The organism is Leucobacter sp. USCH14 (genome assembly GCF_037619215.1).
In the GTDB taxonomy this organism is placed as follows: domain Bacteria; phylum Actinomycetota; class Actinomycetes; order Actinomycetales; family Microbacteriaceae; genus Leucobacter.
Genome location: NZ_JAQPZP010000003.1, coordinates 141,815 through 156,471, shown reverse-complemented (window position 1 = coordinate 156,471; position 14,657 = coordinate 141,815). Strand labels below are relative to the sequence as shown.

Genomic DNA, 14,657 nt, shown 5'->3' with positions numbered 1-14,657 from the left:
GAACATGACTGAGACACCGCAGGAATTCATGCAGCCGCTGCTGAGCGTGCGCGACCTGAAGGTCGGCTTCACCGTCGACCGGAAGATGAACGAAGTGCTGCACGGCATCGACTTCGATGTGTATCCGGGAGAGACCGTCGCCATCGTCGGCGAGTCCGGCTCCGGCAAGTCGACCACGATGCACGCGGTGATCAACCTGCTGCCCGGCACCGGACGCGTGACCGAGGGCTCGGTGAAGTGGGGCGGGCGAGAGCTCGTCGGGCTCGGTCGCCGCGAGATGGAGCGCATCCGCGGTCGTGAGATCGGTCTCGTTCCGCAGGATCCGATGTCGAACCTGAACCCGGTGTGGTCGGTCGGCTTCCAGGTCGAGGAGGCGGTGCGCGCCAACGGCCTCGCGAAGGGCAAGAAGGAGGTGCGCGAGCGCGCCGTCCAAGTGCTCGAGCAGGCCGGCCTCCAGAACGCCGCACAGCGGATGAAGCAGTTCCCGCACCAGTTCTCGGGCGGGATGAAGCAGCGCGCGCTCATCGGCATCGGGCTGGCGGCGAACCCGCAGCTGCTCATCGCCGACGAGCCGACCTCCGCCCTCGACGTCACCGTGCAGCGCGTGGTGCTCGACCATCTGCAAGGGCTGACCCAGAAGCTCGGCACCGCCGTGGTGTTCATCACGCACGATCTCGGTCTCGCAGCCGAGCGCGCCGAGAAGCTCATCGTGATGTACAAGGGCAACATCGTGGAGTCGGGGCCCAGCCGCGAGATCCTCGAACGGCCGCAGCACCCGTACACGAAGCGTCTCGTCTCGGCCGCGCCGAGCCTGGCGTCGCGCCGCATCGGATCCGACGCGGAACTCCCCGCGGCGCCCACGGAGTCCTTCGACCTCTCTGCGCTCGCAGAGGATGCGAAGCCGGTGGTGAAGCACGGGGAGCCGATGATCGAGGTCTCGGACCTCGGCAAGATCTACAAGATCCGCAAGGGCAACTTCGGGACGGAGGATTTCCACGCGGTCGCGGGAGCGACGTTCTCCGTGAACCGGGGCGAGACGATGGCGCTGGTGGGCGAGTCGGGTTCCGGCAAGTCGACGATCGCGAAGATGGTGCTGCAGCTCGAGAAGCCGTCGTCGGGCTCGATCCGGATCAACGGCCAGGAGACCGCTGACCTGTCGGGGCGGAGGCTCTTCGATCTGAGGCGCACGCTGCAGCCGGTGTTCCAGGATCCGTACGGCTCCCTGGATCCGCTCAACAACATCGCGAGCACCATCATGGAGCCGCTGAAGATCCACAAGGTGGGCGACGCGGCCAGCCGCAAGGCCCGCGTATACGAGCTGCTCGATCAGGTGTCGCTGCCGCGCGAGCTCGCGACCCGCTACCCGAACGAGCTCTCCGGCGGTCAGCGGCAGCGGGTCGCCGTGGCGCGCGGCCTCGCGCTCAAGCCGGACATCCTCGTGCTCGACGAGGCCGTGTCGGCGCTCGACGTGCTCGTGCAGGCGCAGATCCTCGATCTGCTCGCGGAGCTGCAGCGCGAGCTGGGCCTCACGTACCTGTTCATCACGCACGACCTCGCCGTCGTGCGGCTCATCGCGGATCGCGTGTGCGTGATGCAGCAGGGGCGCATCGTGGAGCAGGCGACCACGGATGAGGTCTTCGAGAATCCCCGCGAGGAGTACACGAAGAACCTGCTGGCCGCGATTCCGGGCGCGCACATCGAGCTCGGCCAAGAGCGCTGACCCGCCCGAATGCGACGCCCGCGCCTGTCTGGCACTCCGGACAGGCGCGGGCGTCGCTGCGTTGTCGGTGGGCCGCCGACCGGCTGGGATAGGGGGAGTGGGGCGACGCCCCGCGATCCGGCACTTCAGCGAAAGGTCCCATGATGGCACTTCCCGGCGCACGCCCCGTCCGCTCACCGCGCGGCAGCGAACTCTCTGCGAAGAGCTGGCAGACGGAGGCCCCGCTGCGCATGCTCATGAACAACCTCGATCCCGAGGTCGCCGAGCGCCCCGACGATCTCGTGGTGTACGGCGGCACGGGCCGGGCGGCGCGCAGCTGGGAGGCGTTCGACGCGATCGTCGACACCCTACGCGACCTGGAGGACGACGAGACTCTGCTCGTGCAGTCGGGCAAACCCGTCGGCGTCTTCCGCACGAACGTCTGGGCGCCGCGCGTGCTCATCGCGAACTCGAACCTCGTGGGCGACTGGGCGAACTGGCCCGAGTTCCGGCGCCTCGAAGCGGAGGGGCTGACGATGTACGGGCAGATGACCGCGGGATCGTGGATCTACATCGGCACGCAGGGCATCCTCCAGGGCACGTTCGAGACGTTCGCCGCGGTCGCGCGCAAGCGGTTCGGTGGCACCCTCGCGGGCACGATCACGCTGACCGGCGGCTGCGGCGGCATGGGCGGCGCGCAGCCCCTCGCGGTGACGCTGAACGACGGTGCGTGTCTGATCGTCGACGTGGACCGCAGCCGCCTCGAGCGCCGGGTCGGCAAGCGGTACCTCGACGAGGTCGTCACCAGCATCGACGAAGCGCTCGATAAGGTGCAGCAGGCGAAGGCGGAGAAGCGCGGCTGGTCCGTCGGGCTCGTCGGCAACGCAGCCGAGGTCTTCCCCGAGATCCTGCGCCGCCACCGCGCCGGTGAGATCACCATTGACGTGGTCACCGATCAGACGAGCGCGCACGATCCGCTGAGCTACCTGCCGATCGGATACGACGTGGACGAGCGGCTGGCGCGCGCCGAGGCCGACCCCGAGCGGTTCACGCGCGACGCGCAGGCCGCGATGGCGGCGCACGTGCGAGCGATGGTCGAGTTCCAGGACGCCGGGGCCGAGGTCTTCGACTACGGCAACTCGATCCGCGACGAGGCTCGCGCGGGCGGCTACGATCGCGCGTTCGAATTCCCGGGCTTCGTGCCCGCGTACATCCGTCCGCTGTTCTGCGAGGGGCTCGGGCCGTTCCGCTGGGCGGCGCTCTCCGGCGACCCCGAAGACATCCGCGTGACCGACGAGGCGATCCTCGAGCTCTTCCCCGAGAACGAGCACCTGCACCGCTGGATTCGCGCGGCGCAGGATCGCGTCGAGTTCGAGGGCCTCCCCGCTCGCATCTGCTGGCTCGGCTACGGCGACCGGGCGAAGGCTGCAGTGCGGTTCAACGAGCTCGTCGCCGAGGGCAAGCTCTCGGCCCCGATCGTGATCGGGCGCGACCACCTCGACTCCGGCTCCGTCGCCTCGCCCTATCGCGAGACGGAGTCGATGGCCGACGGCTCCGACGCCATCTCCGATTGGCCGCTGCTCAACGCGCTGACGGCCGCGTCCTCCGGCGCGACGTGGGTGTCGCTGCACCACGGCGGCGGCGTCGGCATCGGCCGCTCGCAGCACTCGGGCCAGGTCTCGGTCGCAGACGGCACGCCGCTCGCCGCCGAGAAGCTGCAGCGGCTGCTGACGAACGACCCCGGCATGGGCGTGATCCGTCACGTCGACGCCGGCTACCAGCGCGCGGTCGACGTCGCGGGGGAGCGCGGAGTGCGCGTCCCGGTGACTCCGGTCATCCGCAACACCGACCAGGCGTGGTGACGGGATGACCCGCGAGCGCGCGAGTCTGCTCATCGACAACATCGGCGAGCTCACGACCAACGATGATGCGAACGGCGGGCGGCTGCACGACGCCGCCGTGGTGATCGAGCAGGATCGCGTGGCCTGGGTGGGGCCCGCCGCCGGCGCACCGCCCGCCGACGAGCGTCTCGATGCGGCGGGGCGAGCGGTGCTGCCGGGGTGGGTGGACTCGCACACGCACCTCGTCTTCGCCGGTGACCGCACCGCCGAGTTCGAAGCGCGCATGGCGGGCGAGGCCTACGCGGCCGGGGGCATCAACGTGACGGTGAACGCGACGCGCGAGGCCTCCGACGCCGTGCTCGAGGCGAACCTCGAGCGCTTGGTCGACGAGGCGCGTCGGGGCGGCACCACGACGATCGAGACGAAGACGGGCTACGGGCTCACGGTGCACGATGAGCGGCGCGCCGCCGTGCTCGCCGGTCGGCACGTCGACGCGGTCACGTTCCTCGGTGCGCACGTCGTTCCCTCGGGAGCCGACGCCGGTGCGTATCTCGACCTCGTGACCGGCACCATGCTCGACGCGGTCGCACCGCACGTCAGCGCGGTCGACGTGTTCTGCGAGACCGGCGCGTTCGATGAGGCCGCGACCGAGCGGGTGCTCGCCGCGGCCGCGAACGCCGGTCTGGCGACGCGCGTGCACGGCAATCAACTGGGGCACGGGCCCGGGGTGCGGCTCGCGGTGGCTGCCGGATCGCTGAGCGTCGACCACCTCGGATTTCTGAGCGACGATGACGTCTCGGCGCTCGCCGGGTCGTGGAGGGACTGGGACGGACGCGCCGGCGCGCGTGGAACGGTCGCGACCGTGCTGCCGGCGTGCGATCTCTCCACGCGCATGCCGCTCGCGCCAGCTCGGGCGCTGCTCGACGCGGGGGCGGTGCTCGCGATCGCGTCGAACGCGAACCCGGGCACGTCGTACACCAGCTCCATGGCGTTCTGCGTCGCCACCGCGGTGCTGCAGATGGGGCTCACGGTGCAGGAGGCGGTGCGCGCGGCGACGCTCGGCGGCGCGATCGCGCTCGGAGCGGATCGCGACGGCTGGCGCGACCCCCGTGGTGTGCCGCAGCGTGCCGTCGGTCGTCTGGCACCCGGCGCCCGCGCCGATCTGCAGCTGCTCGCGGCGCCGTCGGTGACGCACCTCGCCTACCGGCCGGGCATGCCCCTTGTGGACGGCGTCTGGCGCGCAGGTCGACGCATCGTGCACGAGGGTTCGCCGAGCGTTCACGGAGAGACCCGCTAGAATAGTGCGTCGGCGTCTTTCGGCGTCACCGCGGGGCGATCCCGCTCCGTGGCCGGCATCCCGCCGTGCCGACGCTCCCTCGTCTCGTTAGGACTCACCTACTTATGGCTCTCGCCACACGCGAAGACCTCCGCAACGTCGCCATCGTCGCACACGTCGACCACGGCAAGACCACGCTCGTCGACGCCATGCTGCGTCAGACCAATTCCTTCGACGCGCACGCCGAGGTCGACGATCGGGTCATGGACTCGAACGACCTCGAGCGCGAGAAGGGCATCACCATCCTGGCCAAGAACACGGCCATCTCGTACGAGGGGAAGCACGCCTCGGGCGGCCCCATCGTCATCAACGTCGTGGACACACCCGGCCACGCCGACTTCGGCGGCGAGGTGGAGCGCGCGCTCTCGATGGTCGACGGCGTCGTGCTGCTCGTCGACGCGTCGGAAGGGCCGCTGCCCCAGACCCGCTTCGTGCTGCGCAAGGCGCTCGAGTCGAAGCTCCCCGTGATCCTCGCGGTCAACAAGACCGACCGTCCCGATGCGCGCATCGAAGAGGTCGAGGGTGAGGCGCAGGATCTCCTGCTCGGTCTCGCATCCGACCTCTCCGAGGATCACCCCGATATCGACGTCGACGCCGTGCTCGATGTTCCCACGGTGTACCTCTCGGGCCGCGCCGGCGCCGCATCGCACGAGCGCCCCGCTGACGGCGACCTGCCGAACAACCCGGATCTCGAGCCGCTGTTCCAGACCATCCTCGAGCGCGTTCCCGCACCGCAGTTCGACGACACCTTCCCGCTGCAGGCGCACGTCACGAACCTCGACTCCTCGCCGTTCCTCGGCCGTATCGCGCTGCTGCGCGTGCACCACGGGTGGATCAAGAAGGGCGAGACCGTCGCCTGGGTCAAGCACGACGGCACCGTGCAGAACGTGCGCGTCACCGAGCTCATGCTCACCAAGGCGCTCACCCGTTACCCCGCCGAGAAGGCCGGTCCCGGCGACATCGTCGCGATCGCGGGCATCGAGGACATCACGATCGGCGAGACCATCGCCGACGCGGAGGACGTGCGCCCGCTGCCGACCATCACGGTCGACGAGCCCGCGATCTCCATGACCATCGGCGCCAACACCTCGCCGCTCGTCGGCAAGGTGAAGGGGCACAAGCTCACTGCGCGCATGATCAAGGATCGCCTCGACCGCGAGCTCATCGGCAACGTGTCGCTGCGCGTCCTCGATGTGGGACGCCCCGACGCCTGGGAGGTGCAGGGCCGCGGCGAGCTGGCGCTCGCGATCCTCGTCGAGAACATGCGCCGCGAGGGCTTCGAGCTGACCGTCGGCAAGCCGCAGGTCGTGACGAAGGAGATCGACGGCAAGAAGCACGAGCCGTACGAGCACCTCACGATCGATACGCCCGAAGAGCACCTCGGCGCGATCACGCAGCTGCTGGCGGCGCGCAAGGGCCGCATGGAGAACATGGTGAACAACGGCACCGGCTGGGTGCGCATGGAGTTCATCGTCCCGTCGCGCGGCCTCATCGGGTTCCGCTCGGAGTTCATGACTATCACTCGCGGAACGGGCATCGCGAACGCGATCTCGCACGGATACGACGAGTGGGCCGGCACGATCACGACCCGCAACAACGGCTCGATCGTGTCCGACCGCGCCGGTGTGGCGACTCCGTTCGCGATCATCAACCTGCAGGAGCGCATGAGCTTCTTCGTGCAGCCCACGGAAGAGGTCTACGAGGGCATGGTCATCGGTGAGAACTCGCGCTCCGAAGACATGGACGTGAACATCACCAAGGAGAAGAAGCTGACGAACATGCGTTCGGCGTCGGCGGATACCTTCGAGTCGATGACGCCGCCTCGCAAACTCACGCTCGAGGAGTGCCTCGAGTTCGCGCGCGAAGACGAATGCGTTGAGGTGACGCCCGAGAACGTGCGCATCCGCAAGGTCGAGCTCGCGGCTTCGATGCGCGCACGCACCGCCTCGCGGGCGAAGAACCAGAAGTAACGCGCTTCGCTCTGACGGCCCCGGTTCGCGCACTCGCGCGGTCCGGGGCCTCTGCGTGTGCGGGGCGCCTCGAGGGGCGAGGTCGAACCTCGATGCGCCTCGACCATTTCGGCGGAGCGGTCGTAGGATCGGACCATGGCCATCATCCACCGCACCACTTTGAGCCCGTCGAAGTACGAACTTCTCGCCGCCTGGCTGCCGGCGCAGCCGTGGTTCACGGGCGACCCCGGGCAGCTCGACCCGATCGGCGCCTACCGCTTCGACGACCCCGAGGGTGAAGTCGGCCTCGAGGGCCACGTCCTCACGGCCGGGGATGAAACGGTCTATCACGTGCCGCTGTCGTACCGCGGGGCGGGGCTCGAAGACGGAGATGACTTCCTCGTCGGCACCATGGAGCACGGCGTGCTCGGCACGCGCTGGGCGTACGACGCGATCGGCGACCCGGTCTTCCGCGCGGTGCTTGCGGGTGCGATCGTCCGCGGTGAGCGCGGCAGCCGCGAATTCACGCACGACGCGGAGGGGAACGCCGCCGAGCGCGAGCCCTCGGTGCGCGTGCACGGCAGCGGGGCGACGTCTGGCCCGGTTCCCGAGCTCGCCGCCGTGCGGGTGGCTTCGGAGGGCGCGGCGTCGATCGCGGAGACCGAGTTCGCTCTGCTCGCCTTGCACCGCGTGGCGGCGGTCGAGGCCGGCGATGATCCTGCAGGCACCCTGAGCCTGCGAGGCGAGTGGCCCGGCACCGTCGATGCGCTGCTGGCATCGCTGCGCCTCTGACGCCGCCCGACCCGCCCCGACCCGCCCCGTCCCGCCGACCCGTCCCGCCGACCCGTCCCGCCCTGCCGCCTTGCCCCGCCCCATTTCCGGAGCGGGGTCACTTTCGGAGGGTGTCAGACGGTGTGCGCCCTGCGACACACTCCGGAAGTGACCCCGCTCGCAAGGGGAGCAAGGTGGGCCGCGATGGGCGGACGGGGGTGGGCGGCGTGGGGCGTCGTTTTCGTGTTTCGGGGAGAAACCGCTAGAGTATTCCTTGCGTGAAAAACGCAATCGGGATGTGGCGCAGCTTGGTAGCGCACGTCGTTCGGGACGACGGGGTCGCAGGTTCAAATCCTGTCATCCCGACCACAAAGCCGCGGAAACTCAAGGGTTTCCGCGGCTTTTTCGGTTTCCCGAAGGGCGCCGGGCGCATATGAAGCGAGAATGCATCGACACCCTTAACTCCCATTCCCTCTTGAATCCGTTGCTGGAATACCCATAGGGGGTATACCGTTGTTTCTGATAGCGAACCCAGATCGGTACGCACGAGGAAGGAATCATGATGGCTGCGAGCGAGTACCAGGTCACCGGGATGACATGCGGGCACTGCGAGATGTCTGTCCGAGAAGAGGTCGGCGAAGTCGCCGGTGTCGCCGACGTGCAGGTCAGCGCGCAGACCGGGAGGCTCGTCGTGACCGGTGACGGCGAGATCGACGACGCGCAGATCTTGGCGGCAGTCGAAGAGGCCGGATACCAGGCGGCGCGAGTCTGATGAGAACTCCAGTCCGTATGGCTCTTTACGGTGCCGCGCTGGCGGTCGCGTTCGGCGGGGCCTACGGGCTGGCCGGAATCATCGTTCCCGACAGCGCCGTGGAGTCGTGGCGTGAGCACAGTCAGATGGACCAGCACGGTGAAGGAAGGGGCGCGCAGTGAGCACGCACACATCGCCGGCGCCGGGTGCCGGCATCGAACTGGAGATCGGCGGGATGACCTGCGCCTCCTGCGCGAATCGGATCGAGAAGAAGCTGAACAAGCTCGACGGGGTCTCCGCGACGGTCAACTACGCCACTGAGAAGGCGAGGGTGAGCGTTCCGGAGGGGTACGACCCGGCGCTGCTGATCAGCGAGGTCGAGAAGACCGGGTACACGGCCGTGCTCCCGGAGCCGAAGCCCGCGACCGGTGCGTCCACGGCCGGAGCTGAAGACGGTGCTGATCCGGAGCTCACCGCGCTGCGGCAGCGGCTCGTCGGATCCATCGTGCTCACGGTACCCGTGATCGCGATGTCGATGATCCCCGCCCTGCAGTTCACGTACTGGCAGTGGGCCTCCCTCGCACTGGCCGCTCCGGTGATCGTGTGGGCGGCCTGGCCGTTCCACAAGGCGGCATGGACGAACCTGAAGCACGGCTCCGCCACGATGGACACGCTCATCTCGATGGGCACGGCGGCGGCGTTCCTGTGGTCGCTGTACGCGCTGTTCCTCGGCACGGCAGGGACGCCGGGGATGACGCACGCGTTCGAATTCACGATCGCTCCCTCGGACGGCGCCGCAAACATCTACCTCGAGGTCGGTGCAGGGGTGACGATGTTCATCCTCGCCGGCCGCTACTTCGAGAAGCGCTCCAAGCGCCAGGCCGGCGCTGCGCTGCGCGCTCTGCTCGAACTCGGGGCGAAAGAGGTCTCCGTGCTGCGCAATGGCGCCGAGGTCAAGATCCCGACGTCGGAACTGGCAGTCGGCGATGAGTTCGTCGTGCGTCCGGGAGAGAAGATCGCCACCGACGGCGTCATCGTGTCGGGCACCTCCGCCGTGGACGCGTCCATGCTCACCGGCGAGTCCGTGCCCGTCGAGGTCGTCGAGGGCGACACGGTGACCGGAGCGACCGTCAACGCCGGCGGGCGCCTCGTCGTGCGGGCCACTCGTGTGGGCTCGGATACGCAGCTGGCGCAGATGGCGAAGCTCGTCGAGGACGCGCAGGCGGGGAAGGCCGAGGTGCAGCGCCTGGCCGACCGGATCTCGGGGGTCTTCGTGCCCATCGTGATCGTGATCGCCGTCGCCGCGCTCGGCGCGTGGCTCGGCGCCGGGTTCCCGGCCGCAGCCGCACTCACCGCGGCAGTTTCCGTGCTCGTGATCGCCTGCCCCTGCGCCCTCGGGCTCGCCACCCCGACCGCGCTGCTGGTCGGGACCGGCCGAGGCGCGCAGATGGGCGTGCTCATCAAGGGCCCTGAGGTATTGGAATCGACCCGGAAGGTCGACACCGTGGTGCTCGACAAGACCGGAACCGTCACGAGCGGCAGGATGACCCTGGTCGACGTGATCACCGAGCCCGGTGTCGACCGGGCCGAGCTGCTGCGCTACGCCGGCGCACTGGAGAACGCCTCCGAGCACCCGATCGCGCAGGCCATCGCCACAGGCGCTGCCGGTGAGGTCGGCCCGTTGCCCGCACCGGAGAGTTTCGCCAATGTCGAAGGCACGGGGGTGCAGGGCATCGTCGACGGCACCGCGGTGGTGGTCGGCCGCGAATCGCTGCTCGCCGATTGGTCGCAGCAGCTCTCCGCCGAGATCGCGGAGGCGAAGGCGCGTGGTGAGCGCGAGGGCAAGACGGTCGTCGCCGTCGGCTGGGACGGGCAGGCGCGCGGCGTGCTGATGGTCGCCGACACGGTGAAGCCCAGCAGTGCAGAGGCGATCGCCGACCTGAAACGCCTCGGTCTGTCCCCGGTGCTGCTGACCGGCGACAACGAGGCCGTTGCCCGTGAGATCGCCGCCGAGGTCGGCATCGACGAGGTGATCGCCGAGGTGCTGCCGCAGGACAAGGTCGACGTCGTCGCTCGACTGCAGAGCGAGGGCAAGGTCGTCGCGATGGTCGGCGACGGCGTGAATGACGCTCCCGCCCTCGCGCAGGCCGACCTGGGGCTCGCAATGGGTACGGGCACCGACGTCGCAATCGAGGCCGCTGACATCACGCTCGTCCGTGGGGACCTGAGATCCGCGGTCGACGCGATCCGGCTCTCGCGCAAGACGCTCTCGACGATCAAGACGAACCTGTTCTGGGCCTTCGCTTACAACGTCGCCGCGATCCCCGTCGCGGCCCTGGGCATGCTCAACCCGATGCTCGCCGGCGCGGCGATGGCGTTCTCGTCCGTCTTCGTCGTCGGGAACAGCCTCCGGTTGCGCAGATTCCGGAGCGTGACTCGATGACCGCCTCTGAACGTCGCATTCGCGATCTGCTGATCGCCGAGCAGGTGCGCATCGATGGGCGCGCGACGAAACTGGAGCGCGACATCGCGGCGCTCACGAGCGCGCGCCGCAGCTCGGTCGACGACGACGAGCACGACCCCGATGGGGAGCCCCTCTCCGCGCGGTGGTCGCTGCTCGCCGGGCTGCTGGAGTCCGCCCGCGACGACGCGCGACAGTCGGCCGAGGCACTGCGTCGCCTCGAAGCGGGGCGGTACGGGGCGTGCGCCGCCTGCGGAGAGCCGATCCCGATCGGGCAGCTCGAGGTGCGGCCCTTCCGCGAGCGCTGCGTCGCGTGCACACCCTGAGCAGGCCGAGGGCGAAGGATCAGTCGGCCGCGGCCGTCCTCCGAGCGACCGTGCCCGACGCGGCGCCGCGTTCGCGCAGCACCGACCGCGGCATCCAGCGGGCCCGAATGCGTTGAGCGGAAGTCGCTGCGGCGCGCAGTGCCGTCATGCACGTGACGAGGCGACGCTCGATCCCGAGTCGGCGTTCCCCGTCGCCGCGCAGATCGCGCGCAGGAGCAGCAGCCCCGTAGCGCTCCGCCGTCATGTCCGCCGCGATCTCGCGCGCGGCGAGAGCGGAGGCGCCGGTGAGCGCGCCCGCCCGCTCCCAGTGCTCGAGCAGCGCATCGGCGGTCTGCGCACGAGGCACCACAGGTACCCCGGATGACGCACCGAGGCCGAGATCGAGCACAGCGTCCTTCAGCTCCTCCCAAGCGGCAGTCGCCGGGGCGGGCGAGACGGCGATCGCTCTCATGCGTCTCCGCCTCCGCCACGCGCGTCGCGCGGCGGGAACGCACATCACCAGTAGAACGAGCAGTGCGGCGGCAGTCGAGACGACCCACATGCCCACGGCCGAGGTGGGCGCTGCGGCGATCTCGGCGGGATCGGCCCCCTCCGTCACCGCGTCGGCGGGATCCTCCGAGGGCGCTTCGTCGGGTTGCGGCAGCTCGGCCGACTCGTCATCCGGTGCTGCAGCGGGATCGGGCGCGTCGGTCTGGTCCGCACGCTGGGGGCGGTCGCCGTCGGCGATCAGACCGGCGCCACCGGGCGTCGGCTCGAACGCGACCCACCCCACGTCGTCGACGTAGATCTCGGGCCAGGCGTGCAGCTCCCGGCCCAGCACGACCGTTCTCTCGTCCCGTTCGGCCCGGGTCGCGTACCCGACGGCGACACGCGTCGGCGCACCGAGATCGCGCGCCATCACCGCGAAGGTCGCCGCGTAGTGGACGCAGAACCCGCTCCGGGTCTCGAGGAACTCGGTCATCACCGCGTACGGGTCGCCGGGGTCGGCGCCGGGCTGATACGGCGCGGCCTCGTCATAGGTGAACGCGCTGCTGCGGAACCAGTCCTGGAGCGCCCGTCCCACCGCGAGCCGACTCGAGCGGCCCCCGGCGGCTTCGACTGCGGCCGACGACACCGCCTCGGGCACGCCCTCGGGCAGCTCGAGGTACCTGGCGATCGCCGAGCCGGGATCCGCATCGGTGACGAGCGCCGTCGCCTCTTCGGGCAGTGAGGCGAGTCCGTCCGCCGGAAGCTGCCCGGCGTCGAGCGGCGCCGCTGCAGCGGTGTACTCGTAACCGCGCCGGGTGATGTCCCGCTCGGTCTGCGCGGTGTTCGACTCCGCAGACCATACCCATCGCTCCGCCCGGAACTCGTCGTCGTCTCGACTCGGATGCACGAGCGTGGTCGATTGAGGCAGCGGGAGCCACGAGCTCAGCAACCCGTCGATGGTGATGGTGACGGAGCGTGCGGGCGCTGAGGGAGCCGCTTCCGAGGGTTCCGGCGGAAGCGTCGCTGCGGACCGCGCCTGGGTCACATCGGGCCTGCCCGCGGCGAGCTCCTGCTGCGGCTGCCATTGCCCGCCCTCGAACTCGGCGAGCGTCGCGAGCGTGAACCGCAACGGTCCGGGAGCCGAGCTCGTGAAGCTGAACGCCGGCGCGCTGCTGCGCTCGCGGAGATCTTCGGCCAGGGCGAGCGTGACGTCGGGCACGGTGCGGGAGACGGGGGAGGGAAAGAGCGAATCGTTCCAGATGCGATCCTGCGTCGCCGGAGTCACCGCCATTCCGCCGATCGCGAGTGCGCCCGCGACGACTCCGGCTGCAGCCCCGTACCACCGCGGCGTCCCCGCGCTGACCCAGACGAGCAGTCCGAGGGCTGCGAGCGCCGCGGCCCATACGGGCATTCCGATCGAGACGCCGGTCACAGCGGACGGCACGACCAGCACCAGCGAGACCAACGCTCCTGCGAACACCGGCAGGTCGGCTGCGACGAGCAGCATCGTCGTCGCAGCGGCGACGAGCAGCACGATCGCGAGCAGCAGGTCCGTCAGCGGGCCGGCGACGGTGAGCGGAGCGGATCCCCCCACGATGCGCAGCTGCACCTGCTCGAACACTGCGACAGGGTCACCGACCCAGTCGCCGATTCGGCCGCTGAACAGCAGTAGCAGCAGCCACATGGTCAGGCCCGCGGCGAACCCGACGAAGCCGGCCAGCACTCGTCGCCTCGGCGAGCGGGCTCGCATCGCGCATGCGGCCACGATGGTCACCGCGACGATGCCGAGGGCGGAGGGCCACCAGGCTCCCCAGACGAAGACCGGGGTCAGAGCGGCCAGCGCGAGGACCCACAGCACCAGGAGCAGGCCTCCCGCGGCGAAGATCCGGATCGCGGGAGCGCGATCCACCGCGTCGCTCTGGCGCTGTCCGCCTGTCGTGGCCGCAGCAGCGCTCATGACGCCTCCGGAATCGTGACCGAGCGCCAGCCGCCCGGGAGCTCATCGGGCACGGGCGCGACCGTGAAGAGCGTGCCGCTGCGGGGAGACGCTGCGAGGGCGTCGCGGAGCCGCCGGTGCACCGTGCCGGAGACGACGACTGCGGGAAGCGGGTGCGCCGCCGGGGAGGCGTTCCGCGGCGACTCGCCAGCAGCACCGGGTCCGAGCCGCGCGCCGGCGAGCGCGCGCAGCAGCGGGTCGATCGAGTCGCTCACTGCGGCGAGCACCCCTCCGAGCTGCAGCTCGATCACGTGCCCGTACTGCGCCCAGTGCACGACGACCGCCGCCGCCGCTGATACCGCGGTCTCGAAGTCGGCGGGCGACCGGTACGCATCGGCGTCGCAGTCGAGCCGGAGCGCGCGCTCCGTGCGGGTCGCGGGCTCCGGAAGGTTCACGAGCCACTCTCCCTGTCGAGCGCTCTGCTTCCAGTTGATCTGCCGCGATGCATCTCCGCGCCGGTACTCGCGCAATGCGCCTCCACCGATGGTGCCCTCGCCGGTGCCGTTCGCGGCCGCGCCCGTGTCGTCCCCATGACGGGAGGCGGATTCCGCGTCGAGGGAGGCGGCGAGCCCGGTGAGCGGGCGCGGCAGTACCAGCGTCGTGGCGGTGGCAGCGACGTACGCATCGAAGCGCACGAGGCCCAGGGGATCGACGAGTCCGATCGCGGCGATACCGATGTCATGGGGACCTCGCTCTGACGCCGTCCACTCGAAGACACTGATCGTAGGCGCCCCGCGGTCGAACGCAATGGTCATCGAGGTGCGCCTTCCGTCGGAGCTCCAGACCGCGCGCCCGCGCGCAGAGCCCGGAAGCCGGTGCGTGACGGATGCGGTGCAGTCCACGGTCGAATCGACGAAAGGCGCGGGCTCATCGAGCCGCACGCCGACCGCGAATCGGGCGAGACGGCCGCCGACGGCGGCGCCGATGAGCGCGACGACGACCAGCGCGGCGAGCAGCCAGGCGATGTACCAGATGTCGCGCAGGCCGATCGCGTACCACCCCACCGCAAGTGCGAAGGCGGCCACTGTGCACGCCCATCCGCGGGGTGTCAGCGTCATC

The 14,657-nt window shown here is 70.0% G+C and carries 11 protein-coding genes and 1 tRNA gene; 10 read left to right on the top strand and 2 right to left on the bottom strand.

Annotated elements, in window-relative coordinates; translation table 11 throughout:
* Positions 1 to 4 precede the first annotated feature (4 nt).
* The 10 genes from PQI23_RS04795 (at position 5) to PQI23_RS04750 (ending at position 11,134) form a co-directional block, all read left to right on the top strand.
* Positions 5 to 1,720, top strand: a complete 1,716-nt coding sequence (locus PQI23_RS04795) for an ABC transporter ATP-binding protein (protein WP_339972066.1) — start codon at positions 5 to 7, stop codon at positions 1,718 to 1,720.
* A gap of 143 nt (positions 1,721 to 1,863) precedes the next feature.
* Positions 1,864 to 3,561 (top strand): urocanate hydratase, encoded by a 1,698-nt coding sequence (gene hutU / locus PQI23_RS04790; protein WP_339972064.1) that lies wholly within the window; start codon positions 1,864 to 1,866, stop codon positions 3,559 to 3,561.
* Between the two features lie 4 nt (positions 3,562 to 3,565).
* A complete protein-coding gene (hutI, locus tag PQI23_RS04785) occupies positions 3,566 to 4,837 on the top strand; it encodes an imidazolonepropionase (protein ID WP_339972062.1) in 1,272 nt (423 codons plus the stop codon).
* A gap of 104 nt (positions 4,838 to 4,941) precedes the next feature.
* On the top strand, positions 4,942 to 6,846 hold the full coding sequence (gene typA / locus PQI23_RS04780) for a translational GTPase TypA (RefSeq protein WP_339972060.1): 1,905 nt from the start codon (positions 4,942 to 4,944) through the stop codon (positions 6,844 to 6,846).
* Positions 6,847 to 6,981: 135 nt separating this feature from the next.
* The gene (locus PQI23_RS04775) at positions 6,982 to 7,617 is read left to right on the top strand and encodes a CG0192-related protein (protein ID WP_339972058.1); all 636 of its coding nucleotides are present in this window, start codon (positions 6,982 to 6,984) and stop codon (positions 7,615 to 7,617) included.
* 271 nt (positions 7,618 to 7,888) lie between these two features.
* Positions 7,889 to 7,965: transfer RNA gene (locus PQI23_RS04770), tRNA-Pro, on the top strand.
* A gap of 193 nt (positions 7,966 to 8,158) precedes the next feature.
* Entirely contained in the window at positions 8,159 to 8,368 is a 210-nt protein-coding gene (locus PQI23_RS04765; RefSeq protein WP_339972332.1) for a heavy-metal-associated domain-containing protein, read from the top strand.
* 17 nt (positions 8,369 to 8,385) lie between these two features.
* Positions 8,386 to 8,529 (top strand): hypothetical protein, encoded by a 144-nt coding sequence (locus PQI23_RS04760; RefSeq protein ID WP_339972056.1) that lies wholly within the window; start codon positions 8,386 to 8,388, stop codon positions 8,527 to 8,529.
* On the top strand, positions 8,526 to 10,790 hold the full coding sequence (locus tag PQI23_RS04755; protein ID WP_339972054.1) for a heavy metal translocating P-type ATPase: 2,265 nt from the start codon (positions 8,526 to 8,528) through the stop codon (positions 10,788 to 10,790). Before PQI23_RS04760 ends, PQI23_RS04755 begins: the two co-directional genes overlap by 4 nt.
* Positions 10,787 to 11,134 carry a TraR/DksA family transcriptional regulator gene (locus PQI23_RS04750; protein ID WP_339972052.1) on the top strand — a complete coding sequence of 116 codons (348 nt, stop codon included), beginning with the start codon at positions 10,787 to 10,789 and terminating at the stop codon, positions 11,132 to 11,134. The genes PQI23_RS04755 and PQI23_RS04750 overlap by 4 nt, the downstream gene beginning before the upstream one ends.
* A 19-nt stretch (positions 11,135 to 11,153) precedes the next feature.
* Here PQI23_RS04750 and PQI23_RS04745 read toward each other — a convergent pair whose 3' ends face one another.
* Together PQI23_RS04745 and PQI23_RS04740 are read right to left on the bottom strand one after the other, a co-directional pair.
* Positions 11,154 to 13,559 (bottom strand): transglutaminaseTgpA domain-containing protein, encoded by a 2,406-nt coding sequence (locus PQI23_RS04745; RefSeq protein WP_339972050.1) that lies wholly within the window; start codon positions 13,557 to 13,559, stop codon positions 11,154 to 11,156.
* Positions 13,556 to 14,656, bottom strand: coding sequence for a DUF58 domain-containing protein (locus PQI23_RS04740; RefSeq protein ID WP_339972048.1), 1,101 nt, complete (start codon positions 14,654 to 14,656; stop codon positions 13,556 to 13,558). The genes PQI23_RS04745 and PQI23_RS04740 overlap by 4 nt, the downstream gene beginning before the upstream one ends.
* Between the last annotated feature and the right edge of the window lies 1 nt (position 14,657).

Coding starts and splice junctions, on each gene's coding strand:
- PQI23_RS04795 (WP_339972066.1), top strand. CDS start 5: ATGACTGAGACACCGCAGGAATTCATGCAGCCGCTGCTGAGCGTGCGC.
- hutU (WP_339972064.1), top strand. CDS start 1,864: ATGGCACTTCCCGGCGCACGCCCCGTCCGCTCACCGCGCGGCAGCGAA.
- hutI (WP_339972062.1), top strand. CDS start 3,566: ATGACCCGCGAGCGCGCGAGTCTGCTCATCGACAACATCGGCGAGCTC.
- typA (WP_339972060.1), top strand. CDS start 4,942: ATGGCTCTCGCCACACGCGAAGACCTCCGCAACGTCGCCATCGTCGCA.
- PQI23_RS04775 (WP_339972058.1), top strand. CDS start 6,982: ATGGCCATCATCCACCGCACCACTTTGAGCCCGTCGAAGTACGAACTT.
- PQI23_RS04765 (WP_339972332.1), top strand. CDS start 8,159: ATGGCTGCGAGCGAGTACCAGGTCACCGGGATGACATGCGGGCACTGC.
- PQI23_RS04760 (WP_339972056.1), top strand. CDS start 8,386: ATGGCTCTTTACGGTGCCGCGCTGGCGGTCGCGTTCGGCGGGGCCTAC.
- PQI23_RS04750 (WP_339972052.1), top strand. CDS start 10,787: ATGACCGCCTCTGAACGTCGCATTCGCGATCTGCTGATCGCCGAGCAG.
- PQI23_RS04745 (WP_339972050.1), bottom strand. CDS start 13,559: ATGAGCGCTGCTGCGGCCACGACAGGCGGACAGCGCCAGAGCGACGCG.
- PQI23_RS04740 (WP_339972048.1), bottom strand. CDS start 14,656: ATGACGCTGACACCCCGCGGATGGGCGTGCACAGTGGCCGCCTTCGCA.